Here is a 24,270-nt window from a genome sequence, read left to right as displayed (position 1 = left end):
AGCATTAGTTGGCTTATGGTGTATTGTTTTTGAGTTATGGTTATTCCCCAATTTAGGCGGTACGCATAACATTTAACAGGCTTATAAGATTATAGCTGCCGCATTTCGCGAAACCTGAAATGAACAGTAATTTGCCCGGGTGGTAAACTAAAATCTTAAAACTAAAAAACTTATAAACTATTTTATTCTCCCATCGCTTTGCGGTAGGCTTTAATAAAAATAGCGCCAAGATTTTTGTATGGAGGAATATAATCGTCGAATCTTTCTTTGGCTTCGCCGGTAGCGAACTTTTTAGTTTTGAGCTCGCGCCACATACTTATCCAGTCAATATCCCTGCCGGCCAGCAACCGGTCGTTGATAGCCTGCAAAATTGGCTCGTTCACTGTTTTTGTTCCTACCTGTTTCGAAGAAATAATGTGCGCATCGGGACAAACGGTCAATACTTCATTGAGGTTATTATAACCACCACAGCTACCCAGTACTATAATGCGCGCGCTTGGCGGTAACTTGTGTAAAGTAGTTGACAGGTGATAGCTATGCCCCCGGTGTACTACCATGGTGGGTTTTAAATCGCGTGTTTGCAGGTATTCGATCAGTTTATCCTGCGCTTTATCATCAGGATCATCTTCACCATACAATGGCTTGTTGGCAAATATCCAAACCGGTTTACCTTTGGTTGAAGTTATGGTCGTCCATTCAGCTTTTCTTTCATCGATACGCCAGCCCGGCTTGCCCCGGAACATTGTCATAAAATTCTGATAGGAGGATTGACCGTCCTTATCTTCATCGCCATAAAAGAACACCTGCTGAATTACGCGGCCGCTGTCATCAACGAGATTATTATAATTTTTACCATAAATAGAAGGAATACCTAATAAAGTAGACAGATCAACTTTCTTGGTGGTGTCGGCCGATTCAAACAAAATGCGCAGCAGGTTATAAATTACCATCCCTCTTTTATTATTCTCCTGCACATTTTTAGTATAGCTAACATTCACTTCGTTCAAAATAAAAGCAGCCAGCTCTTTACTCTTGTCCATAATGCTGCTGTATGAGTCTGCCACGTCAACGGCATCTTCGAGGTCATTTATTTTACGCGGTTTCTCCAGTCCGATCACAAATGCTTTCATCATGGTTTCGGCATTCGCTTTATCCATTCTGCCCAAAAAATCATTCAACTCGTTATAGCCAGCCGCCATTTTAATGAATTTCCTGAAGTAGTCGCCACGCACGCTCATGATCAAACTGTCGCCTTTAGCTATATGTTGCCATATACGCGGGTACACCCCACTCACGTAGCTGGAAGTATAAATTTCATCCTCGCCCAAAACTGCGAGGTAATAAAGTTCCTGCGCTGTTAAGCCTTCGAGCCGGCGAAAGCGAATGTTGGGGTTTGGTACCGTATGTAACGCATTTATTTCACGTATAAAATATTGCCGCGCCTTGCGCGACATCATATCGGTTAGTGCCTGCATCTGGTTGGCGGTATCATTATAAGGCGGTAACTGGCGTGCTACATATTCAATACGGGTTTTAACCAGCAACCTGAAATAATTGAGGTCATTATCTTTTACGCTGTCAATAGCTTCGAGCGTGATCTTTCCGCGCATCAGGTTATCGAGGAAAGGAAAATACAACTGGCCGCTTTTACTGGTGGCAATGCGGGCCACCAATTGCACAGTTGAATCACTGTGATGGCGAATGCGGTCGCCCAGCGGCCCCCGGGCCTGTGCATAATCATATACTCTGCCTATATCGATCTTTAATGCTTCCTTTATAAGACTGTCGGCAAAATAGGCGTTGGGATTTTTAGCCAGTTCCGGCATTATCTGATCGGGGTGCATGGTAAGGTACTTCCGCGTAAGTATGTTGCGGGCGCCAGCCATACCTGGGTTATCTTCTGAATATTTAAGACAATCAACCAGGATCTTTCCAACACCATAATCATTATTTTGAATAACAGGGGCAAAGCTTTGGTGTTGCTTGTCGAGCTCCATACACCTGGCAAAAGCTTTAACAAGGGCAGGCGCCAGCGAAGCGGGATAATCGCGGCGATTGAGATTCGACACATAACCCTGCAACAGAAAATCGATGCTGCGCAGGTATTTTATCTTACCCTGACCGCTTAAGGTAGAATCGCTTTCAATATCGTTCTGTATTTCATCAATACCTCTTATGAGGGCATCCATTATATGCAGACTGATAGTGGTATCGGCGGCAATTTTACCCTGACTATTTATTTGAATGATCTTTTTCTGCTGCTTATCGATATTGCCATGCCATAATTCCCGATCTCTCGACACTTTCATAGGAACTGAAGTTTGCGCAAGAGCGGTATGGCAAACCAGTGAACAAATTACAATAAAACGTATATGTATCCTCATATGCTGCACATCTGTATGAAGTAGAGCAAAAATATGACCAAAGGGTTGTACAGGGAGCTCCAATTTAACAACATCAATCTACCGGCACCGGTATACGACATTTTGTCCTTACGAACATGATAACAATAAATAGGTCGAAAAAATTTCCGGTTTTGGTCCCCCTGCTGGCCCAGTGAGCACTTTGCCATATTAAAAAAACTAAAATTCAGGCGAAAGGTAATAAAAGAAGTTGACAGGTTGACTGGGCTTAAAGGTTAATTGTTAAGAATTAAGAGGTGATGATTTTGGGGAAATCAGCGGTCATTTGGTGGCAGCATTTGCCAGCTGGGGGCGAAGGCAGGCAAAAGGCGGAAGGCGGGAAAGAACTGGCTGGAACCGGGGGCAGCTGCCCGATCTTGCCGGTTGGCGGCGGAAATACGCGCAAAGAAGGCCCATTTTGGCCAATTCAGCCATTAGAACTACCTTGACATATTAAGAAATTGTGAACTCAATATTATCATTTACAGGAAAGCTCCAATTCAAGTAGGTTTGCCAAAATTTTATTTTAATGAATGCTAAAGGCAAGATCCTGATTGCAGACGACGAGCCTGATATAGTGGAAATTATCCGGTACAATCTTACAAAAGAGGGATACGAGATAGTAACAGCAAATAATGGGGATGATGCCATTCAAAAAGCCAAGTTAAGTTCGCCCGACCTGATCATCCTGGATATAATGATGCCCCGCAAAAACGGGGTTGAAGTTTGTGAGATCTTACGCGCACAACCGCAATTTAAAGATACCGTTATTGTATTCCTGACTGCGCTCAGCGATGAAAGCTCACACGTTAAAGGTCTTGAAACCGGCGCCGATGATTATATCAGCAAACCGGTGAGCCCCAAGATCCTTACCAGCCGTATACATGCCATCTTTCGCCGCATTAATAAAGAACCCGAAGAAAAGGTAATAAAGATCGACAACCTGGAAATTGACCCCGTAAAATTCGAAGCCAAGGTTGATAGCAAGGCGGTGGTGCTGGCAAAAAAAGAATTCGAGCTGCTGTACCTGCTGGCCTCCAAACCTGGCCGTGTTTTCTTACGCAACGAGATCCTTAATCAGATCTGGGGCAATGATGTTATTGTGGGTGACCGCACCATTGATGTACATATCAGAAAGATCCGTCAAAAGCTGGGCATCGACTGCATCACTACCGTAAAAGGAGTTGGTTACAAATTCACCATGTAATAGGGTGGTAATTAACTAATTTGCTAATTTTATTGTATTCGGTATTCTCATTAGCATATTGGTTAATAAGCATAACTTGTCCCGACTTTAGCCGGGATTATCACATTGGAGTTCTATGCCTTCAGCAAAAAACCTTTCACCACGACAATTAGCCGCTTTCACTGCAGGAATACTGGCTTTTCCCGTAGCCATTGGCATTCTCATTCTTACCAGTAACTGGCAAATAGGATTAGCCTCGCTGGTGGTAGTATTCGCCGGCGGATACTGGCTGATACTGGTTACCATGGAAAGGTTCATTTACCGCAAGATCAAATTAATTTACAAGCTTATATACCAAACCAAGGCCACCAAAAAGGAGGAGATGTATTTTAAATACATTCTTCCCCAAAAAAGCATCGACGAGGTGCGGGCCGATGTGGAGGAATGGGGTGAACGCCGCATCAGGGAAATAGAACTGTTGCGCCAGAACGAAGCCTATCGCAAGGAGTTCCTCCAAAACCTCGCCCACGAGTTTAAAACCCCCATTTTTGCCATTCAGGGGTATGTAGATACCCTGCTGGGCGGCGCTATGGAGGAAGAAGCCATTCGCAAAAGATTCCTCGAGAACACTTCTAAAAATGTTGACCGCCTGGTGAACCTCATGAATGACCTCGATGAAATTTCAAAGCTCGAAAGGGGCGAACAATTGCTGGCCAAACAAAACTTCATTATTCAGGAACTCATCAGGGAAATTTACGATTCCCTGTCAATTAAAACCCAGGCAAAGAACATTCGCACGGTAATAAAAAAAGGATGTGAAGCCCCCATTACCGTGTTTGCCGATAAAGAGAAAATAAAACAGGTGCTCATTAACCTGGTTGAAAATGCAACCAAATACGGCAAACAGAACGGAACCATTGTAGCCAGCATTTACGACACCGACGACCAGCACGTACTGGTTGAGATCAGTGACGATGGCATTGGTATTGAAGAAGAACACCTGCCCCGTATCTTTGAGCGTTTTTACCGCACCGACACCGCCCGCAGCCGCGATAAGGGTGGCACCGGCCTGGGCCTGGCCATCTGCAAACACATTATTGAAGCGCACGGACAAAGCATTCATGTACGTAGTACGCCCGATGTGGGCACCACTATTGGCTTCACTTTGGAATCGAAAAGAGACTGATTGTAAACAAGGTTCTCCTACCCATTGCTACATAGAATTATTTATTTCCCCTGAATAGCGGTTTGCACCTATGCACATAAACCACCAGCAGCCGTTTCTTTGGCAATCCAAATTCCATGAAAAAGCTGAGACTGGCGGTTTTACTACCGGTAATATTATTTGTAACATATAATGATAGTGAGGCCCAATGCAGTGGCCAGTTAAACACGCTTTCCTACGATACTACGGTGAGTGCATTAGGCAACTCTTCTTTCACATTTACCTTCCCCAAATTTAACCCCCAGCTGGGTACCCTTACAGAGGTGAAGATCAATACCAAAGTAACCCTGGTGTATAATTTCAGCCTCGAGAACGGCGAAGTGAACCCCGTAAACAATTACCGGGTTAAAGTATTTCGCGACGATGAAATCAGCAGTACCGCATTGTTATCGCCTTTAACAAATTCTTATCAGAAACAATACGGATATTACTCTCTGGCAGGATCAAATGGCGTCCCCAATTCAGGCCCCGATTATACGCAACAGGGACCATTGTATGTAATGAACCAGCAGAACATTAATTATACCCTTTCCAATACAGCTGATTTCTTTGGATCGGACAGTGCACAATTCGACTACACAACATCAACTTATTCGGCCGCCCAGGGTAGTATCAACAATAACCTGGAAGGGTCGGCACAGGATGGAGTGAACTTTACGATAACTTATGTTTATTGCCCGCAGGTAGTGCTGGCTGCAGATATAACATCGTTTACGGTAAACAAATTAAACAATGCCACGATCGGCATAAAATGGATCACCCAAAATGAAAAAAACAACCGCAAATATGAATTACAGAAAAGTGCTGATGGGAAATCTTTTGGAAACGTTACGCAGTATTCTTCGTCCGGCTCCCAAACCGGCGCCTATACTTATTCGTACCAGGTAGAACCGGCCGATAATAACAAGACCCTCCTGTTCAGGCTTAAACAAACAGAAGCCGATGGTACTGAAAAGTATTCACTTGTTCATGGAGTAAAGCTGGCCGCTATAGCCAATACACAACCTAAAATTTATCCTAACCCCGCCAAAGGTGTAACCAGCCTGGTTTTCAGCAATGCAAAACGGGGAAACTGGGAAGTGAATGTGTATACGGTCAGTGGTCATTTACTGAAACGGTATAATTTCAACAATGCCCTTACCGGAAAATTAAATACTACCGGGGAGCTGGAAAAAGGGGTTTATATGGTGAAATCGGTGAACAGGGGAACACAGGAGCAGTTTGTGCAACAGTTGATCATACAATAAGATTGTTGAAGCGTAGCTCAATTTTCTTTATCCGGTGTCAATACCCTGTATTTCCGGTTAAAATAGATCAGGGAAAAAATAGTAGTAACAATTCCTATAGCAGAAAAGATAACCACACTGGTTGGGTAAAACTGCGTCCAGGTCAATTGCAGGCCGGCTATTTCTTTCGTTAGCATAACCAACATGCTGCCCAGGTATCCCCAGGCATCGGCGATATAGATCAGGAACCCCACATTACCGGTTATTCTGAATGCTGCAATCAGCCGTTCAAAATAAATACAATTAAAAGGTATATACCCCATATACAGGCCCAAACCCGCCAGTTGCATCCACAGTACACCCGCCATTGCGCCCATTAAGAACAAGGCTGAGGCAATACCAGCGATCAAAAACCCCGCTACTATTACCCAATGGATCAACCGCAATGCCCTTATATTTTTGCGAATAACCACCAGCAGGCTCATGATCACCAGCACCACTACCGAGGTAATGGTTTCGGTTCTGGTAAAGATGGCCGGCTTTTGTCCGTACCCCAGCTCATTCCACATATTGGCCATAAAGTTGTCGCGCACATCACGCATAATGGTCAGGAACAAGTAGGTGATCACCACGGCAACCACCCCGCCCCCAAACAGCCGTAAGAAGTTTTTACGATCATCCCTGGTCATAGGCAAACGCATGCTTCTTTCTTTTATATCGGCTTCATCCGGGGCGGGCACCCTCTCGAGCAGGTACATAAAAATGATCAGGGGCAGGGCAAATACCAGCCCGGTAGTAAAACCAAGCCACGATTCGGCCACGTGCCAGCTATCGCGCAACCAAACGGCCACCGAGCGGGTGAAACCACCGGCAAATACAAAACTTACGGCCATAGCGGCCCCAATAAAATCGGTTGCCCGGCGTCCTTCGGCATAACTGAAAATGATCCCCCACATAAAGCCAAGCATAAAGCCATTGCCAAATAAACATACTATACCCCAGGGCGCCGGCACCAGTGCAAAAAGCAACAGACACAACCAGGCAGCCCCAATAAGCAGGGCGCTTGTTTTCCAGCGTCCCAGTCTTTTTAACTCAGAAATGAATTTGATGCCATAAAATTTGCTGGCCATGTACCCCAGTCCCTGGCTAATGATCAACAGGGTTTGATACTTTATTCCCCAAAATGCCTGTCCGTCAAAGGTAGCTACCGTAAAGGCTTTGCGATAGGCAAAAATGCATGCATACGTTAAAAAAGCTACAGCAGCTGTGTATACAGCAACGCTTACCTGCCTTGGCGAGAAGGAAGTAGTGGAGGGCATTGGTGTTGACAAACGAAGGCAGTTTACGGTGAAAAATAGGGCGTAAAATTGTCATTCGTAAAATAAGGAATTACCGGCATTGTAAGTGGGTATTGCAGGAATGTGCAGGGACAAAAAAAAGGGCGAAACTTAAAAAAGCTCCGCCGGTCAACATTAAGAAACTGCTACGATTGTTATTTATGTATAACACACAGCAATAAAACGGACCCTAAGGTACACCCACCATATTAAGTGATTCTTACCCCCGTGTGAACAAAATATTACGTTTACCCCAGCAGGTCATATTAATTCCCGGGCCAATACATAACATTTTCTTTACACATTGCTAACGGGGACTTAATAATGCTGTAACAATGAGGTCATATATATATGGGAATTTTGATAAACCCAAACTCAATGGAAAAACGAGCAGTAGATGTGGTTGTTATATCTGATGTGCACCTTGGCACATACGGATGTCGTGCAAAAGAGCTGGTTGCTTACCTGAAAAGTATCCTGCCTAATATTCTTATCCTAAACGGTGACATCATTGACGGGTGGCAATTCACAAAACGTTACTTCCCCGGTTCGCATATGGCTGTTATCAAGGAAGTACTGAACCTGATCACAAAAGGCACGCGGGTTTTCTATATCACCGGTAATCATGATGAGCTGTTACGCCGTTACAGCGATTTTCAGCTTAGTCATTTTACCCTTACCGATAAACTGGTGCTTGAGATCGACAATAAAATGACCTGGATCTTCCATGGCGATGTGTTTGATAATACCACCAAAGGCGGAGCAAAAGTGCTGGCCAAGCTGGGCAGCAACGGTTATGGCGCCCTGATACTGTTCAACCGTTTTGTGAATTTCGTGCTGAAAGCCTTTGGCCGTGAAAAATTATCTATTTCAAAAAATGTAATGGCCGGGGTGAACAAGATGGCCAAGATCGACCAGTTTGAACAGATCGCTGCCGAGCTGGCCATCGAAAAGCGATACGATTATGTGATTTGCGGACATATTCACCAACCGCAAAAAAGAGTGATCGAAAACGAAAAAGGTAAAGTGACCTATTTGAATTCCGGCGACTGGGTTGAGCATTTAACTGCCCTTGAATACCGGCAAAATGAGTGGAACATTTTTGAATATAACGAAAAAGACTTCCCCCAAACTGCTATCGATATACCAGCCAAAGTGAATGTACTGACCGACGAGATCAGCTTTTACATTAATTCACTGGCTATTTAAGTACGGGGACAACATTAAACAATATGAAGATATTTTATGCAATACAGGCTACCGGCAACGGACATATAAGCCGGGCTATGGAATTACTGCCTTATTTACAACAATATGGCACAGTTGATATTTTTTTAAGCGGCGCCAACAGCACCCTGTCGTTAAATGCGCCCATAAAATACCGCAGCAAGGGATTGAGCCTTTTTTATACCTGCGACGGCAGCCTTGATTATAGCAAGATCGTTCGCAGCATTTCACCGTTCAGGGTAATGAAAGAAGTGCGCGACCTGCCGGTTGAAAAGTACGATCTGGTGATCAACGATTTTGAATGCATCACTTCCCTGGCCTGCGCCCGCAAAAAAGTGCCTTCCGTAAATTTCGGACACCAGGCCAGCTTTTTAAGCGATAAAACACCCCGGCCCCAGAAGCCCAGTAAAGCGGGCGAATGGATACTGCGCAATTATGCAAAGGCAACCAATTACATTGGCCTGCACTTTGAGAATTATGACGATTTCATTTTCTCGCCGGTTATTAAAGAAGAAATATTAAAAGCTGAAGCAGGCAACAAGGGCCATATTACCGTTTACCTGCCTTCGTACTGCGATAAACAATTGATAAAATTACTGCAGCCGTTCAGGGACCACCGGTTCGAAGTATTTTCGCGCCAGGCGGTAAAACCATACGAAATTGATCATATGAACTTCCGCCCGGTTGATTCAAAAGACTTCAACCGCAGCCTGATCAATTGCCACGGTATTATTTGCGGCGCTGGTTTTGAAACCCCGGCCGAAGCCCTGTACCTGAAAAAGAAAATGATCGCCATTCCCATACAGGGGCAATATGAGCAACAATGTAATGCGGCCGCGCTTAAAAAAATAGGCATTAAAACCCTCGATAAACTGGATGATGATTTCACCGATACGTTTAATAATTGGGTGAACGACCCGGTAACGCCCACTGTGCAATACCGGTATTCTACAGAAGCTATTATCAACATCCTTATGATGCGTTGCACCGATCTTAAAACAACACTTGATATACCTTACCCCGATCTTATATTTAATTAGGTAAAGCGCGTTCTTCCATTTTACCAGGTGTGCCATGACTTTAAAAAGCATGGCACATTTTGTTTGTATGCTATAAAATAAAAAAGAGCCGTCACGATAGAAATCGAACGGCGTCAGTCACATGAGAGAAATAAAACTCTCACTTTATAGAGAATCTTAGTAGTATAATTTGTGCTTAATTGTAACGGTAAACGTACCGGTTTGCGTCTTCTGCGAGGATAAGATGATTAAAGATACTCCCGTATAAGCTATAATTCATAATTTTTTATAGAATTTTACCTTTTTCTTACAATTTTCAAAAAAACAACCGATTGCATTTAATTTTTTTCAGAAACTTAGTCAAATCCTTTACAAATATTTATTCATTACATTAATAAACATACTTTTCAAGTAAAAGCCGTTCCGCTGAGGTCAGAACGGCTTTTTTAAATAACAGCATCTGTTAAATAACATGAACGGTATTGAAAAATGGAATCACTGCAAGGTAGTTGCGAACTATTAGCCGGCTGTTACAACAGTGTTACGAAATGGTAAATGATACCTGAAACTATTCATGGTGGCGTACAGGCACCTGGGTAATTACCCCTAAAAAAGCAATCCTTAATATTACCTTATCGTTAAATTTCGTATATTAATACAGGAATTTAATTGTGAGAAGGCTTTTCACCATATTGCTGATCCTGGGGTGTTTTGCTATCCGCCCATTGACTGTTGCAGCCAATACCATTCAATTTGATTTCTGCGGCGAGCCCATCACCTTCGATTTTGACCAGGCGCTCATTCCAAAATCGCCCCTGCTGTCGAACGAAGCTTCCATTACAGCCTTCTACCAAAGCCTTAACCCAACCGATTACGATCCCATTATAAAGGCCCTGCTGGCCTATAAAGAAAAGTTTAAACCCGACGACTGGCTGTATTACCAGCTTATCAGAAAAGCAGTCCAGCAAATAAGCCCTAAGGGGGAAGATTATCACCGGTATACTATGTACAAATGGTATTTCCTGACCCGGTCGGGGTACGATGCCCTGCTTACCACTGCGGGCAACTATATCCTCTTTTATATAAAGTGTGAAGAGAATATCTATAATATCCCTACCCGGGTTGTAAAGGGCAGCCAGTATGTATGTTTGAATTACCACGATTATGGCAACAATATCGACTTTCAAAAAAACGTGTTCACCATAGTCAGCCTCGCTGTTCCTGATGCGCAGCAGTCTTTTACCTATAAGATCACACACCTGCCCGACTTCAAGACGGCCGATTATAAAGTGAAAGACCTTGTTTTCAATTACAATGAAAATGAATTTCATTATAAAGTAAAACTGAATAACCAGGTACAGTCGCTTTTTATCAATTACCCGGTAGTTGATTATGCATTGTATCTCAATATTCCGCTCAGCCACGAAACCTACTATTCGCTGATCCCATTATTGAGAAAAAGCGTAAAAGGCATGAGTGTAAAAAATGGGGTCGATTACCTGATGCGGTTCACTCGTTACGCCTTTATGTTTGAACCCGATACAGAAGTATTCGGAAGCGAAAAACGCCTGTCGCCCGAACAAACCCTGCTATATGATCAAAGCGATTGTGAGGACAGGGTGGCCCTTTTCTACTGCCTGGTAAAAGAGATCTATAATTTGCCAATGATCGTACTCACCTACCCCAAACATGTAACCATAGCAGTACAGTTTAATAAGCCCGTGGGCAAGCCTATTGTATACAATGGCAATAAATACACCATCTGCGAACCTACTCCCCAAAAAGAAGACCTGATGGTGGGCCAGCTGCTTCCCGAATTAAAGAAAGCACCTTATGAGGTCGCTTATGTGTATACCCCTTCCAAAAAATAATTAGCACTACTGTCATCAATGAAAAAGCCGCCTGGCTGGCACCAAACGGCCTTTTAACAAGGACATTTTGATTAAAGGGTAAGGACGGATTGTTTGTGACGGAATCGGGTGCAAGATAAAAGCCGGATATGAGTATATGGTTACGGCGCAATTAAGTAAAGGTTAATGAATGGCAGGCAGGTGCTAAAAAGAAAAACTGCCCTGAATGATCAGGACAGTTCCTCTGAGACTATGATCTATAGATGGATTATTTATTCCAAACAGTCCAGCTGGCGGTCCAGTCAGTAGTACCGTCCATAGCACCTCTGTAAGCTACTTTGTCGAACCATGCGTCGCCCAAAGAAGTACTGAAGTCGAACAATGCACCTGATAAAGCGGGAGAGCCGGTAGCAGGTTTAACATTGGGCGCTGTATTGTTGAAAGGATCTGTCAGTTTCATATCAGTATTACCGGTAGTACCAGCAGTAAAGATAGTTGTCTTATTAGATCCTGTTAACTGAGCAGTGATAGTTGAAGCATCATATGTTACACCAGGAATAGTTTTACCAGTTTCAACATCAACTGTATTTTGATAAGCCTGCAGGAAGCTGTTATAGAAACCGCTGATGCCTCTTGCAAAATAAGCGATGGTTGAATCTTCCTGTAAACGGAAACCACCTTTCTGGCTGCCGATCACAATAGAGTTAGCCAAAATGAATTTGGTACCTCTTCTCCAACGCATGCCCCAGCCGTAGTCGCTAGAAACGCCGCTGGCGTTGTTGGGGCCTATAGCTGTGAAGTTTGACAGAACAGGGGAAGTGATAGGCGTTCTTGTCAACAGGAAACCATTGCTGGGGTTTACGTTATCAACCTCGAAGTTATTTGAAACGTCGCCGGTTGTTCCTTTGGCATCGGTGAATTTGGGATCTTTAATAGAGATCGCAAATTGAATTTTACCACGGTATCCGTCGTCCATATCAAAATCATCATCAGCGCTGTTGTAAGCGATCAGGTGTTTGGCATTTACAGTACCACCGAAGAATTCGAAGGCATCATCCAAACCACGCACTACTTGAATATAATCAAGCGTAGTACCGCTACCTACGCCGTACAATGATAAACCGTTCACTTCATCACCGGGGTTAACCGCTTTACCGGCATATTCAATGCGTACATATTTCATAATGCCTGAATTATCAGCATCATTGGTACCGCCGAATGCGCTGAAAGCAGCATCAACACCACCTTCAATTACAGAGTGGTTACCATTACCTGTAGCCTGACCTACTAAAACAACACCACCCAGATCGCCAGGGGCAGGAGATGTTTCGTTTGAAGTGAATACGATCGGTTCAGCAGCTGTTCCCTGAGCCATGATCTTGGCACCACGATAAATAACCAGAACACCGGCAGAGTCTTTATTTGAAACTATTTTAGTACCGGGATCAATAGTTAGTGTAACACCAGTTTGTACATACACATACCCACGCAAACGGTATGTTTTGTCTTTTGTCCAGTGCAGGTCTGATGTAATAGTACCGCGGATCTCAGTACCGCTGTTGTTTCCACCAGTGCCACCGTTTGGATCATTCTTGTCATCGCTCTTGCTGCAGGCGCCGAGCATAACAAGCCCCAACAAATAGATTGTTGAAATTTTTTTCATTAGAAGACTTTTTTTAAGTTTTTTACATGGGCCGTCTGGAACCACCCACACTGATCTTTTTTCGCATTTAAAAAGGGATCAGTATGTCTACGGTTTCATTCAGAATTTCATTAAACTTTCGGCGAAAGTATTCGTGCTTTGTTACCGAATAGTTAACCAGGTTTTACCAAAATGTTATTTACCGAAGCTGTATCGCAGCGACAACATTGCTGTTGTACCGTACTTGGTACTATTAATAATTTTATCGTCAGAAGGGTTATAATTCTTGTTAGAAGCACCTTTATCATACTTGTAATACCAGCGAACAGGCTGGGCCAATATATCGCTAACAGTGATCTTGGCTTCAAGCTTGTTCTTCATTAACTTTTTACTTACCTGGAAGTCAATTACGTCTCTTGGCTTTTCATATATATCAAGGGCAGGGCTCGAAAGCGGTGCACGAGTGCGTAAACGCGGCCCGATCCTATTATATAATACGTTCACAGAAAAACCATCGTCGGCCGATGTGTAATTCATTCCACCATTGATCAAATAAGGTGATTGGCCCTGCATGGGGCTTTTGAACTTCACCGTATCAATCTGAACCGATCCCTTTATATAGGCCGCATTGGTATAAAATGTAAGGTGTTCAAAGATCCCGCCGCCAATAAAATCAAGCTTTTTACGCAATTCCATTTCAATACCATAAGTGGTAGCATGATCGGCATTGGCATAGGAGAACACATCATTGCTCTGGTTAATTTGCTCAATGGGATTTTTAAAATATTTATAGAATACACTGGCCGATAAAATTTCTCCGGCTGCGGGGAACCACTCATAACGCAGATCGGCATTGGTATTCACACTTCTGACAAGGCCATTATACCCTCTGACAGTTACGTTATTTTCATAGTCATAAGTAGCGTAGTCGGCCAATTCCCTGAACTCAGGTCTGTTCACAGCTTTTGATCCGGCTAATCTCAGGTTCGATTTGTTATTCAGCGAATAGGTCAATAAAAATGAAGGCAGTACATCTGTATTATCATAAACCTTGTTTGGTTTATTTCTGGCAGTTATCTCCTGGCGGTATTTTTCAATACGGGCACCCCAGGTTAATTTAATTTGATCGTTGAATTTATTATCCAGCATCACATAACCGGCATTCAACGTGGCATTACCTTTATAATCGGTTGAGTTAGTGCCAATATTAGCAAGAACAAGCTCGTAGGCATCAATATTCTCAGGAGTAAAAAGCGTATTAAAGGTTGTTGATTTGGTTTCAGGAATTACGACACCATTAGCAACAAGGCCGTCCTTATGCAAGGAGGCATATCCTACTGCATCAACTTCAACCGTTCTATTGCGGTAGTAATTCATGGTACCAAACTTGAATTTCTGAACCTGGCCTAACCAGTTAAACTGTTTGGTGGCATTGGCTGATGCGCCATAAATATATTCTTCCAGGAATGAATACACGCGGCCGGCATTCCTGATCTCGGGTGAATTCTCATTACTCAATTTTAACCAGTAATTCGACTGATCGCCCTGATTTGAACGGAAGGTCAGAATGCGTTGATCGGGTTGATTTTTATAAGTATAGCTAAAAGAACCATTCCAATCGACAGACCAGTCTTTACCAATTTTATGCACACCTTCTACTACCGAGTTCACCAGACCAGCACCAGCGGCTTCACTATTGGCACTTTTAATATAAAATGGGTCGGCACTGGGATCAATTTGCCAGTTGGGGCCATACCTTAATCCGGTATTTTTTACAAAAGTGTTATTAAACAGGTTCTTCCAGGATATTTTGCTTTTACCGTACGAATAAGTAAGATTCAGAAGAGCTGTAAGATTATTTTTTTCATCATAGTTATCAGTAAAATAATCATACTGATGCTGTTTAAGCCCATCATATTCGTTCCTGTCTTTTGCAGAGGTCGCACGGCCATTTCCATAGCCGATAGAATAAATGTAACCCAGTTTATTATTATTCTTTAAAATGGCCGTATTACCACCAGTATAAGAAACACTCACAGCAGGCATGCTTCTATAAGCTGCTTCGTAACCATATGTATTGGGGAACATTTTGGTAACTTCCTGTTTAAATTGCTGATCATAGCTGATAAAATCATATCTGTGCCTGTGATAGGGACCAGGAATTAATCGTGAATTATCAAAAAAGCCTGCCTGATCGTATTTGCCATCGGGATAACTCTTGTAAAAATTCTTGCCTGTGGTCAACGAGTTATAACTGATATTCACCGACAGCTCGCTTATTTTGCGCGAAGGATAATCTTTCGTAATTACCTTAACGGCGCCACCTGAAAAATCACCAGGTAAATCGGGTGTAGGCGATTTATATACTACCAGGTTATCAACTACTGAAGAAGGGATGATATCGAAAGAAAACGCTTTTTTATCGGCCTCTGTACTGGGCAGCACAGAGTTATTAAGCATAGATACATTGTAGCGCTCGTTCAAACCACGGATCACTACAAATTTATTATCCTGTACTGAAGCACCGCTAACGCGTTTTAATACTTCACCGGTGTTGCGGTCGGGCGATTTTTTAATTACCTCTGCAGAAATACCATCAGAGATAGAGGAGCTGTTCTTTTGTGTGAGATATAAAGAAGAAAGGTTCTCTTTACGAATGCTGGCTTTTACTTCAACACCCTGTAATTGCTTTCCCTTTCTTTCCAGTGATACGCTTACCGTAGCATTTTCGGCACCTGTTACTTCTATATCACTTATTTCTTTATCGCCATATCCTACACTACTAATAATAAGTGTATATTTTTTATTCTTTTGAACCGTTACAAAGAAACGGCCTTCCACATCGGTGAATATACCTTTTTTAGTATCGCCTGCCAATACAACTGATGCACCAACCAATGGCGTACCATTTTCGGCATCAACAACTTTACCTGAAATTTTTCCGGTTTGAGAAGTTTGTGCAAATGATGCAACCGTAACAACCAGGGCTAACAGGGTATACAAGAACTTTTTGCTCACGAAAAACAGTTTTATTTGTCGCAAAAGTATCTCTGGGCTGTTATCGCTATGTTACCCCTATGTTAAGGAATTATTAACTGACCGCCGTCAAGGCCCTCCTAAGAGGCCAAATGTTACCAGAACGCTATGAGAACGTTACGGCAATATTAACGGAATATTAAATCGCTGGAACTCAAGCTCTTTCAGAAAAAATTGGCACAATAATGATAGCAATTATCAGTTATTTACCTGGTTACCCGGCTGTTAGAATCTGAACTGTAACCGGGTAGTAAATACATTATCTTTTAGATCACCGGTATAACCGGTGAGGGAAGTCTTTTCATTCTTTATAAAGTCATACCATAACATCAACCGTACATTTTCATTGATATAATAATTATATCCCACACTAAGAGTTGTATACTTTATATTAGTGGCATTTATATTATTACCGCCTTTGCCGATCTCCTCCCCTTTTACTTCTGTGTTGGGGTCGTACCAGTCATATTTAATACCCAGTTGATGCTGGCTGTTTACAATATTTTGTAACAGGTATATAAAAGCGCCGTCAAACTTGCGTACATAGTATGGTTCCTGCAATAAGGAGGCGGGCGTTTCTGTAGTGCCGGCCGAACCGGTTTGCGTCCCCCGCCAGTATTCGGCACGCAATTCGGTTGCACCATAGGAGTGTTTCCACTTCAACTGCAAATCGGCCCCATAATATTTACGGGGGGCCTTGCGGCCAAAATTATCGTCGGCTGAGTCAACCACAAATGTTTTTCCATTGGCATCCTTCGCTATTTCATAGGTATATTTCGTATTCTGGAACAACCCGCCATTGAAATAGGAAAGTCCGCCCGACAAAAAAAGCGTTTTGGTAAGCGGGTAAGGTTTCCACGAAGCACGGGTAATAAAATCTTTGTACGAATCGTATTCTGCCGTAGCGTTCAAACCCTGGCCATTATAAAAACCGGCATCAATTTTCAAATACCGTAAAGGATGATCGGGCCGGCGGGGTTCAAAAGACACCATGGCACCCAGGTCTCGTTCTACTTTCATTAATGTTTGCGACATTCTTCCCCGTTCGGGCGTCTCGCGATCGGCCGATCCCAGGTTCACCTCATAACCAAACGGGCGGGCCATCCAGCCGGCAGTAAAAGAAAAAACCTGCCATTTATTCTCAAATACCCGCCCCCAGAAATCACGGATGAAAACCCCTTTTTCAGTACCATCGAACTGAAAAACGAAATACAGGGAGATCTCATTATTGCTATTCATACGGGCATAATCAAGCCGCAACCGGCCGCGCCGCAACATAAAGCGATTATCTACATGGGTGCCAAAATCGCCGCCGCTAAAACTTGGAATGCCTTTACGCTCTGCAACCTGGAACTGGGGTTGAATATAGCCGGTGAAATAAATGCGGTCGAACTTCTTATATAATTGCAAGATACCCTTGCCAATGTTGGTGGTGGTATCGATCATGTCGTTCAGGAACTGGGCCTGGGCTGCAGCCGTGATTTGCAGAAAAAACAGCACAATAACGACTTTGCTTAATACAGAAAATACCAACGATCGTACAGAACGCATGATAGCAGTTTTTTGGGGGCCCAATATTAAGCAAATATTATTTTAAGATTAAATTTTCATTAAGGCCGCTCTAAGGGCTTGCGACTCCATACGAAGTTGATCTGGTATAATATTTTTATTAAGAAATAATGGGAAAGAAGGTCTCCTGTGCCTTATGCTGATAGTCAATAACAGATCAATAGCTTAATTAACAACTGATAATCAATCACTTAAATTCATACTCGAACTACCAGCCACTAATATTATCTTTGTGTTAAGTAATTATTACCAGGTCACCCTTTTTTTTATCCTATAGTATTAATTCTATTTTTGCGACAAATTTTTCTCAATGGGTTTAAACTCTATAATGAAGATTTTCATGCCTAAGGATAGGATATTCTATTCCTTATTTGAACAGGTTGCCCACACTGTGGCTAAAATGGGTAAGGTGATGAAGGAAGTTGTTACAGAACCCGACTTCGATAAAAGGGCTGCTTTAATTTCCCAAATTGAGGACCTGGAGCATGTTAATGACGACTTTACTCATAAGATCTTTACCGAACTCGGCAGAAATTTTATTACCCCCTTCGACCGTGAAGATATTCACTACCTCGCCAACGCGCTCGATGATATTGCCGACTATATCTTCGCTTCGGCCAAAAAAATCAACTTCTACAAAGTAAACCCCAACGATCAGGGCATTCAGAAAATGGCCGATCTTATTGATCAGGGTTGCGAGCAAATAAAAAATGCAGTACTGCAGCTGCGCGATATGCGCGATATGCGACAGATCACCGATGCTTTGGTAAAAGTGAACAGTATCGAAAACCAGGCCGATGATATCTTTGATATGAGCATCGACCGCCTGTTCGAAACCGAACCCGATGCCAAAGAGGTGATCAAAAAGCGGGAAATTTACCAGGTAATGGAAATCGTAACCGATAAATGTGAAGATGCCGGTAATGTTATTGAATCTATCATTATTAAATACGCGTAACAGACAGGACCTGTTTTTTACCTAACCGCTGCATCAATGTTTACATTATTAGTTATCATTATCATACTCGGACTGACTTTTGATTTGATTAATGGCTTTCACGACTCTGCTAACTCCATAGCTACTGTTGTTTCTACCAAGGTATTAACCCCCTTTCAGGCGGTTGTTTGGGCGGCATTGTTCAACTTTGTCGCCTTCTGGATCTTCGACCTGAAAGTAGCCAATTTTGTTGCCAAAACCGTTCACGCCGATTCCATTAATTTATATGTGATCTTCGCCGGGCTTATAGCAGCTATTGCGTGGAACCTGCTCACCTGGTGGTTTGGTATTCCTTCCAGCTCATCGCATACCCTCATTGGTGGCTTTGCAGGCGCCGCCGTAGCGCATGCCCATAGTTTTAGCGTTATCAACCAGAAGGTAATTTTCGATATCGTTAAATTTATTGTTCTGGCGCCGTTTATCGGAATGTTCATCGCATTCATTATAACGGTGCTCATTGTAAACCTATGCCGAAAGGCCAACCCCTATCATGCCGATAAATGGTTCAGGCGTTTGCAGTTGGTTTCATCAGCAGCATTCAGCTTAGGCCATGGCGGAAGCGATTCGCAAAAAGTAATTGGAATTATCACCGCAGCAATGGTGGTGTATGGCGCCTGGTGCATACAACATGGTCATCCTATACCTGACTGGGCGCATATACAGGAAATTGTTGATGCACACGGTAAATCAACTTATGGACATGTACCGCAATGGATCCCCATTACCTGCTACATATGTATTGCCTGCGGTACCATGATGGGCGGCTGGCGTATTGTAAAAACCATGGGTACCAAAATAACCAAGGTTACGCCACTTGAAGGGGTGGCTGCAGAAACTGCCGGCGCCATTACCTTATATGGTGTTTCACAAGGCCTGGGCATACCTGTAAGTACAACGCATACGATTGCGGGTTCAATTATGGGTGTGGGTATGACCAAACGTTTATCGGCAGTTCGCTGGGGCATTTCCATTAACCTGTTATGGGCATGGATACTCACCATTCCGGTGAGTGGCTTATTCGCCGCCCTTGTTTATTATATTATAAAGCTGATAAGTCCAGCATTCTAATACGAAGCAGGAAGTAAGAAGTAAGAAGAACCCTGTTTTCTTACTTCTTACCTTTTCCGCTTACTCCTCACTACTACCACACAGCAGTTATACCTGCCCACCACTCCCTGCTCCCACTCGCTTTCTTGTCACTTCCTTTTTGTATTCCAACCGTTTATTATTACTTTGGCATAATTTATTATGCACAATACGACCTTATAAATAATTTACATGAAAGGAATCATTTTAGCAGGAGGCTCTGGTACCCGGTTGCACCCAATAACTTACGCTATCAGCAAACAGATAATGCCCATTTATGATAAGCCAATGATCTATTACCCATTGTCGACCTTAATGCTGGCAGGTATCAGGGATATCCTTATCATATCAACACCACACGATCTTCCTCAGTTTAAAAGATTATTGAACGATGGCTCACAGCTGGGTCTCAATTTCTCTTATGCCGAACAAGCTGTTCCCAACGGACTGGCACAGGCTTTTGTAATAGGCGCCGATTTTATTGGAAATGATAATGTAGCGCTCGTATTGGGTGATAATATTTTTTATGGTGTTGGGTTGGGAGAACAACTCTCCAAAAACACCCAACCCGAAGGCGGAATTGTTTATGCTTACCATGTAAGCGACCCCGAACGGTATGGCGTTGTGGAATTTGACAAGGACAATAAAGCCATTTCCATTGAAGAAAAACCAGCTCAGCCAAAAAGCAGTTATGCTGTGCCTGGTTTATATTTTTATGATAATGAAGTAGTAACTATTGCCCGTGATCTTAAACCAAGCCCCCGCGGTGAATATGAGATCACTGACGTAAATAAAGAATATCTTCGCAAGGGAAAATTGAAAGTTTCTATTCTCGATAGAGGAACCGCCTGGTTAGATACCGGCACTTTCGATTCCCTGATGCAGGCTTCCCAATTTGTACAGGTAATAGAACAACGGCAAGGCATAAAGATCGCCTGCATTGAAGAAATAGCTTACCGTAAAGGATTTATCACAAAAGATCAGTTGATCACCGTAGCCCAACCCCTGCTGAAAAGCGGTTACGGACAATATCTTATGAATCTGTTGAAAGAAAACCAATAAGCAATTGGCCATCCCTCGGCTTTGCGCCGGTGCGCGAACACGCGCCAGGGACAATTGGCAATTGGAGAACAGGTCGGGTGTGCATTAAACAAAATTCACTTTGCACCTTTGACCCCGCCCGCATGACCCTGGTGGCACGGGCATTGACCTTAAACATTCACGATTCAAAATAAAACGATACAATGAGCAAAATTCTGGTTACAGGCGGATGCGGTTACATCGGTTCCCATACTATAGTTGACCTTATAGAAAATGGCTTTGAAGTAATTTCAGTCGATGACAATTCCCGGTCAACCCCCCGTATTTTAGAAGGTATTGAAAAAATTACCGGCAAAAAGATCAAGAATTATAAAGTTGATCTGTGCGATTTTGATGATACGTTTGCCATTTTCCAGGAAAATACCGACATAACCGGTATTATTCACTTTGCAGCCTACAAAGCAGTAGGTGAATCGGTAGAACAGCCATTGATGTATTTTGAAAACAATATGTTTTCGCTCATCAACCTGCTGAAATGTGTGGCAGAATTCAATATACCCCATTTTGTTTTCTCCTCATCCTGTACAGTATATGGCAATCCCGATAAAATACCCGTAACGGAGGCTACACCACCCAAACCGGCCGAATCACCTTATGGGTATACCAAACAAATGGGCGAGCAGATCATTAATGAATTCTCAAAAGCCTCTTCTACAAAATGCATTCTGTTACGTTACTTTAACCCCGTAGGCGCTCATCCTTCCATTCTCATCGGTGAGTTGCCCATTGGCAAACCTGCCAACCTGGTTCCGGTAATAACTCAAACAGCCATTGGTAAATTACCTTTAATGCAGGTTCATGGGGATGATTACCCTACCCGCGATGGTTCCTGCATCCGCGATTTTATTCATGTAAGCGATATTGCCCACGCACATACGCTTTCTATACAGTATCTACAGGCAGGTAAAAGCACCCAGCGTTGTGAAGTGTTTAACCTGGGAACCGGCAATGGCGTAACCGTGCTGGAAGCCATTAAAGCCTTTGAAAAGGTGAGCGATGTAAAACTCAATTACGTGATAGGTCCGCGCAGGCCAGGCGACGTTATCGCCATTTACGCCAATAACGACCACGCCCGTAATACGCTGGGCTGGGAAACGCAATATTCGCTGGAAGATATGATGACCACTGCCTGGAAATGGGAGCAGCGGCTGAAAGCCGATGCCAGCTTTTACCAAAGCAGACCGGCAGACCTGAATTAATTTCCTAAAAAAATATACAGGCCCAAGCCCCGCCCCGGCAACACTTTGTTCGGGGCGGGGCTTTATGCTTTAATAGTTTGATGGATGAAAATCAAAAATGGCCCATTTTTTTGAAAAGCTTTAAATATTAGCATTTAGCACCATCAAACCATTCAGCCATTGAGCCATTTGCGTTTTTTTACCTTACTTTGCACCACCAAATTTTAAACATGCTCAAAGAAATACAGGTAACCGGACAAAAAGATACCCGCAGTGGTTTTGGCGATGGTATTGTGGAAGCAGCCCGTAAAAATTCGAATGTAGTAGCCTTAACAGCCGATCTGGCTGGTTCAATGAAACTCAATCAGTTCATGAAAGAGTTTCCTGAGCGCTATGTTCAGGTGGGTATTGCTGAAGCCAATATGATGGGCATTGCAGCCGGCTTAACGATTGGAGGAAAAATTCCTTTCACTACCACCTTTGCCAACTTCTCTACCGGTCGCGTATACGACCAGATCCGCCAGTCAATTGCCTATTCAGGTAAGAACGTAAAGATCTGCGCTTCACATGCCGGTTTAACCCTGGGCGAAGATGGCGCCACACACCAGATCCTGGAAGATATTGGTTTAATGAAAATGCTGCCTGGCATGACGGTGATCGTTCCCTGCGATTACAACCAAACCAAGGCCGCTACCATAGCCGTGGCTGAATATGTTGGACCTGTATACCTGCGTTTTGGCCGCCCCAGCTGGCCTATTTTTACAGCAGCCGATCAAAAATTCGAAATAGGTAAAGCCCAGTTCTTCAGCGAAGGAAAAGATGTTTCCATTTTTGCCTGCGGCCACATGGTATGGAAAGCCATTGAAGCCGGTCGCATTCTGGAAGAGCAGGGTATTAGCGTTGAAGTGGTGAATATTCACACCATTAAACCGCTCGATACAGAGGCGATCCTGAAATCGATCCGCAAAACCCGTTGCGCGGTTACTGTAGAAGAGCATAATATTATTGGCGGTTTAGGCGATGCTATTGCACAAACTGCTGCAAAGAGTTTCCCCATTCCTATTGAGTACATTGGTACCAATGATACGTTTGGTGAAAGCGGCACACCTACCCAATTGCTGAAAAAATACGGTCTCGATACACCAAATGTCGTAGATGCAGTACATAAAGTAATAGCAAGAAAAGGATAATCCTTTATAGTCGATATTCGATAGCCAATGGTGAACGATCAATGATCGTTCACCATTGTTTTTTAAGCCCATTCCATATATAAAATCTTTAATACAAAATCTAAAAGCCTGGTTTTTATCTTATCATAATATATTTGTTCCGGCGTTTAAACTAAACCCCTTGTGCGGGTTCCAATATTTATCACATTTTTACAGAAAACTAGCTAACCTATGTCGGTGACCTTGCAAGACAGCGAATTGCTGATCCAATTCCGCGATCCGGCCACTAAAGAAAAAGCCTATACGGCTCTAATCCGAAAATACCAGGAAAGACTATACTGGCATATTCGCCGTATGGTGGTTGAACACGAGGATGCGAACGATGTATTACAGAATGTTTTTATAAGGGTATGGAATGGACTGGAGAATTTCAGGGAAGATTCCCAGCTTTATACGTGGTTGTACCGCATTGCCACCAATGAATGCCTCACCTACCTGGAACAACAGAAAAAAAGAAGTTCGGTATCGCTCAGTGATGTGGAAAGTGGACTGGAAAACAAGATCAAAGCAGATAAACATTTTGATCCTAATAAACTGGAGTGGAAACTGCAACTGGCTATTCAGCAATTACCTGATAAACAGCGCGTTGTATTTACCCTGCGGTATTATGACGAAATGCCGTATGAACAAATGAGCCAGGTTTTGGAAACCTCTGAAGGGGCCCTGAAAGCTTCTTACCACCATGCGGTGAAAAAAATTGAGGATTACATCCTGAATCATTAAACTTTAATTAACAAATTACGTCTCAGTTGGTGCAATGGAAAACAGGAAAAACATATTGAATGAATTGAGGGAAATAAGCCCGGTTGTAGCTGAACTCGGCCACCAGGTTCCTTACACAGTGCCCGCCGGGTACTTTGAGGGGCTGGCCCATCAGTTATTGCAACTGGTTAAAGCCGGGGATGCCGGTTCTCCTGTTCTGCCAAAAGCAAACAATCCTTACCAGGTTCCGCAGGGATA

At 43.2% G+C, this 24,270-nt stretch carries 18 protein-coding genes; 13 read left to right on the top strand and 5 right to left on the bottom strand.

Annotation, left to right across the window (positions count from 1 at the left end):
* Window positions 1–182: 182 nt before the first annotated feature.
* A complete protein-coding gene (locus A3860_RS24210; protein ID WP_081150859.1) occupies window positions 183–2,309 on the bottom strand; it encodes a hypothetical protein in 2,127 nt (708 codons plus the stop codon).
* A 622-nt stretch (window positions 2,310–2,931) separates the two neighbouring features.
* Here A3860_RS24210 and A3860_RS24200 point away from each other — a divergent pair.
* The 3 genes from A3860_RS24200 (at window position 2,932) to A3860_RS24190 (ending at window position 6,060) form a co-directional block, all read left to right on the top strand.
* Window positions 2,932–3,609 carry a response regulator gene (locus A3860_RS24200; protein WP_081150855.1) on the top strand — a complete coding sequence of 226 codons (678 nt, stop codon included), beginning with the start codon at window positions 2,932–2,934 and terminating at the stop codon, window positions 3,607–3,609.
* 115 nt (window positions 3,610–3,724) lie between these two features.
* Window positions 3,725–4,774 carry a sensor histidine kinase gene (locus A3860_RS24195; protein ID WP_081150853.1) on the top strand — a complete coding sequence of 350 codons (1,050 nt, stop codon included), beginning with the start codon at window positions 3,725–3,727 and terminating at the stop codon, window positions 4,772–4,774.
* 116 nt (window positions 4,775–4,890) lie between these two features.
* Window positions 4,891–6,060, top strand: a complete 1,170-nt coding sequence (locus A3860_RS24190) for a choice-of-anchor E domain-containing protein (protein ID WP_081150851.1) — start codon at window positions 4,891–4,893, stop codon at window positions 6,058–6,060.
* Window positions 6,061–6,077: 17 nt separating this feature from the next.
* On the opposite strand, the gene A3860_RS24185 is transcribed toward A3860_RS24190, so the two are convergent.
* A complete protein-coding gene (locus A3860_RS24185) occupies window positions 6,078–7,370 on the bottom strand; it encodes a DUF5690 family protein (protein WP_245843609.1) in 1,293 nt (430 codons plus the stop codon).
* Window positions 7,371–7,754: 384 nt separating this feature from the next.
* On the opposite strand from A3860_RS24185, the gene A3860_RS24180 reads away from it, so the two are divergent.
* The 3 genes from A3860_RS24180 (at window position 7,755) to A3860_RS24170 (ending at window position 11,493) form a co-directional block, all read left to right on the top strand.
* Window positions 7,755–8,585 (top strand): UDP-2,3-diacylglucosamine diphosphatase, encoded by an 831-nt coding sequence (locus A3860_RS24180; protein WP_081150847.1) that lies wholly within the window; start codon window positions 7,755–7,757, stop codon window positions 8,583–8,585.
* Between the two features lie 23 nt (window positions 8,586–8,608).
* The gene (locus tag A3860_RS24175; protein WP_081150845.1) at window positions 8,609–9,643 is read left to right on the top strand and encodes a glycosyltransferase family protein; all 1,035 of its coding nucleotides are present in this window, start codon (window positions 8,609–8,611) and stop codon (window positions 9,641–9,643) included.
* A gap of 650 nt (window positions 9,644–10,293) precedes the next feature.
* Entirely contained in the window at window positions 10,294–11,493 is a 1,200-nt protein-coding gene (locus A3860_RS24170; RefSeq protein ID WP_081150843.1) for a hypothetical protein, read from the top strand.
* 247 nt (window positions 11,494–11,740) lie between these two features.
* Here A3860_RS24170 and A3860_RS24165 read toward each other — a convergent pair whose 3' ends face one another.
* From A3860_RS24165 to A3860_RS24155, 3 genes are all read right to left on the bottom strand, one after another.
* Window positions 11,741–13,135 (bottom strand): hypothetical protein, encoded by a 1,395-nt coding sequence (locus A3860_RS24165; protein WP_081150841.1) that lies wholly within the window; start codon window positions 13,133–13,135, stop codon window positions 11,741–11,743.
* A 174-nt stretch (window positions 13,136–13,309) separates the two neighbouring features.
* Window positions 13,310–16,132 (bottom strand): TonB-dependent receptor, encoded by a 2,823-nt coding sequence (locus A3860_RS24160; RefSeq protein ID WP_143774244.1) that lies wholly within the window; start codon window positions 16,130–16,132, stop codon window positions 13,310–13,312.
* A 243-nt stretch (window positions 16,133–16,375) separates the two neighbouring features.
* Window positions 16,376–17,701 carry a porin gene (locus A3860_RS24155; protein WP_081150837.1) on the bottom strand — a complete coding sequence of 442 codons (1,326 nt, stop codon included), beginning with the start codon at window positions 17,699–17,701 and terminating at the stop codon, window positions 16,376–16,378.
* Window positions 17,702–18,047: 346 nt separating this feature from the next.
* On the opposite strand from A3860_RS24155, the gene A3860_RS24150 reads away from it, so the two are divergent.
* The 7 genes from A3860_RS24150 to A3860_RS41235 form a co-directional block, all read left to right on the top strand.
* Entirely contained in the window at window positions 18,048–18,677 is a 630-nt protein-coding gene (locus A3860_RS24150) for a DUF47 domain-containing protein (RefSeq protein ID WP_081150835.1), read from the top strand.
* Window positions 18,678–18,713: 36 nt separating this feature from the next.
* Complete coding sequence (locus A3860_RS24145) at window positions 18,714–19,784, top strand: inorganic phosphate transporter (RefSeq protein ID WP_081150833.1); 1,071 nt, start codon at window positions 18,714–18,716, stop codon at window positions 19,782–19,784.
* Window positions 19,785–19,994: 210 nt separating this feature from the next.
* Window positions 19,995–20,864 (top strand): glucose-1-phosphate thymidylyltransferase RfbA, encoded by an 870-nt coding sequence (gene rfbA, locus A3860_RS24140; RefSeq protein ID WP_081150831.1) that lies wholly within the window; start codon window positions 19,995–19,997, stop codon window positions 20,862–20,864.
* Window positions 20,865–21,046: 182 nt separating this feature from the next.
* Window positions 21,047–22,102: a UDP-glucose 4-epimerase GalE gene (gene galE, locus A3860_RS24135; protein ID WP_081150829.1), complete on the top strand. Its 1,056-nt coding sequence runs from the start codon at window positions 21,047–21,049 to the stop codon at window positions 22,100–22,102.
* 209 nt (window positions 22,103–22,311) lie between these two features.
* Entirely contained in the window at window positions 22,312–23,271 is a 960-nt protein-coding gene (locus tag A3860_RS24130) for a transketolase family protein (protein ID WP_081150827.1), read from the top strand.
* Between the two features lie 210 nt (window positions 23,272–23,481).
* Window positions 23,482–24,033: an RNA polymerase sigma factor gene (locus A3860_RS24125; protein WP_081150825.1), complete on the top strand. Its 552-nt coding sequence runs from the start codon at window positions 23,482–23,484 to the stop codon at window positions 24,031–24,033.
* Between the two features lie 34 nt (window positions 24,034–24,067).
* Window positions 24,068–24,270 (top strand): hypothetical protein (locus A3860_RS41235; RefSeq protein ID WP_158085342.1); only part of this gene is annotated, 203 nt, incomplete at its 3' end.

The organism is Niastella vici (genome assembly GCF_002077945.1).
GTDB lineage: Bacteria > Bacteroidota > Bacteroidia > Chitinophagales > Chitinophagaceae > Niastella > Niastella vici.
This window is presented reverse-complemented; position numbering and strand designations above follow the sequence as displayed.

Excerpts from the sequence above, each read along its gene's own strand:
- A3860_RS24155 (WP_081150837.1), bottom strand. The coding sequence starts at position 17,701 with ATGCGTTCTGTACGATCGTTGGTATTTTCTGTATTAAGCAAAGTCGTT.
- A3860_RS24165 (WP_081150841.1), bottom strand. The coding sequence starts at position 13,135 with ATGAAAAAAATTTCAACAATCTATTTGTTGGGGCTTGTTATGCTCGGC.
- A3860_RS24200 (WP_081150855.1), top strand. The coding sequence starts at position 2,932 with ATGAATGCTAAAGGCAAGATCCTGATTGCAGACGACGAGCCTGATATA.
- A3860_RS24145 (WP_081150833.1), top strand. The coding sequence starts at position 18,714 with ATGTTTACATTATTAGTTATCATTATCATACTCGGACTGACTTTTGAT.
- A3860_RS24195 (WP_081150853.1), top strand. The coding sequence starts at position 3,725 with ATGCCTTCAGCAAAAAACCTTTCACCACGACAATTAGCCGCTTTCACT.
- galE (WP_081150829.1), top strand. The coding sequence starts at position 21,047 with ATGAGCAAAATTCTGGTTACAGGCGGATGCGGTTACATCGGTTCCCAT.
- A3860_RS24125 (WP_081150825.1), top strand. The coding sequence starts at position 23,482 with ATGTCGGTGACCTTGCAAGACAGCGAATTGCTGATCCAATTCCGCGAT.
- A3860_RS24130 (WP_081150827.1), top strand. The coding sequence starts at position 22,312 with ATGCTCAAAGAAATACAGGTAACCGGACAAAAAGATACCCGCAGTGGT.
- A3860_RS24150 (WP_081150835.1), top strand. The coding sequence starts at position 18,048 with ATGAAGATTTTCATGCCTAAGGATAGGATATTCTATTCCTTATTTGAA.
- rfbA (WP_081150831.1), top strand. The coding sequence starts at position 19,995 with ATGAAAGGAATCATTTTAGCAGGAGGCTCTGGTACCCGGTTGCACCCA.
- A3860_RS24210 (WP_081150859.1), bottom strand. The coding sequence starts at position 2,309 with ATGAAAGTGTCGAGAGATCGGGAATTATGGCATGGCAATATCGATAAG.
- A3860_RS24175 (WP_081150845.1), top strand. The coding sequence starts at position 8,609 with ATGAAGATATTTTATGCAATACAGGCTACCGGCAACGGACATATAAGC.
- A3860_RS24190 (WP_081150851.1), top strand. The coding sequence starts at position 4,891 with ATGAAAAAGCTGAGACTGGCGGTTTTACTACCGGTAATATTATTTGTA.
- A3860_RS24180 (WP_081150847.1), top strand. The coding sequence starts at position 7,755 with ATGGAAAAACGAGCAGTAGATGTGGTTGTTATATCTGATGTGCACCTT.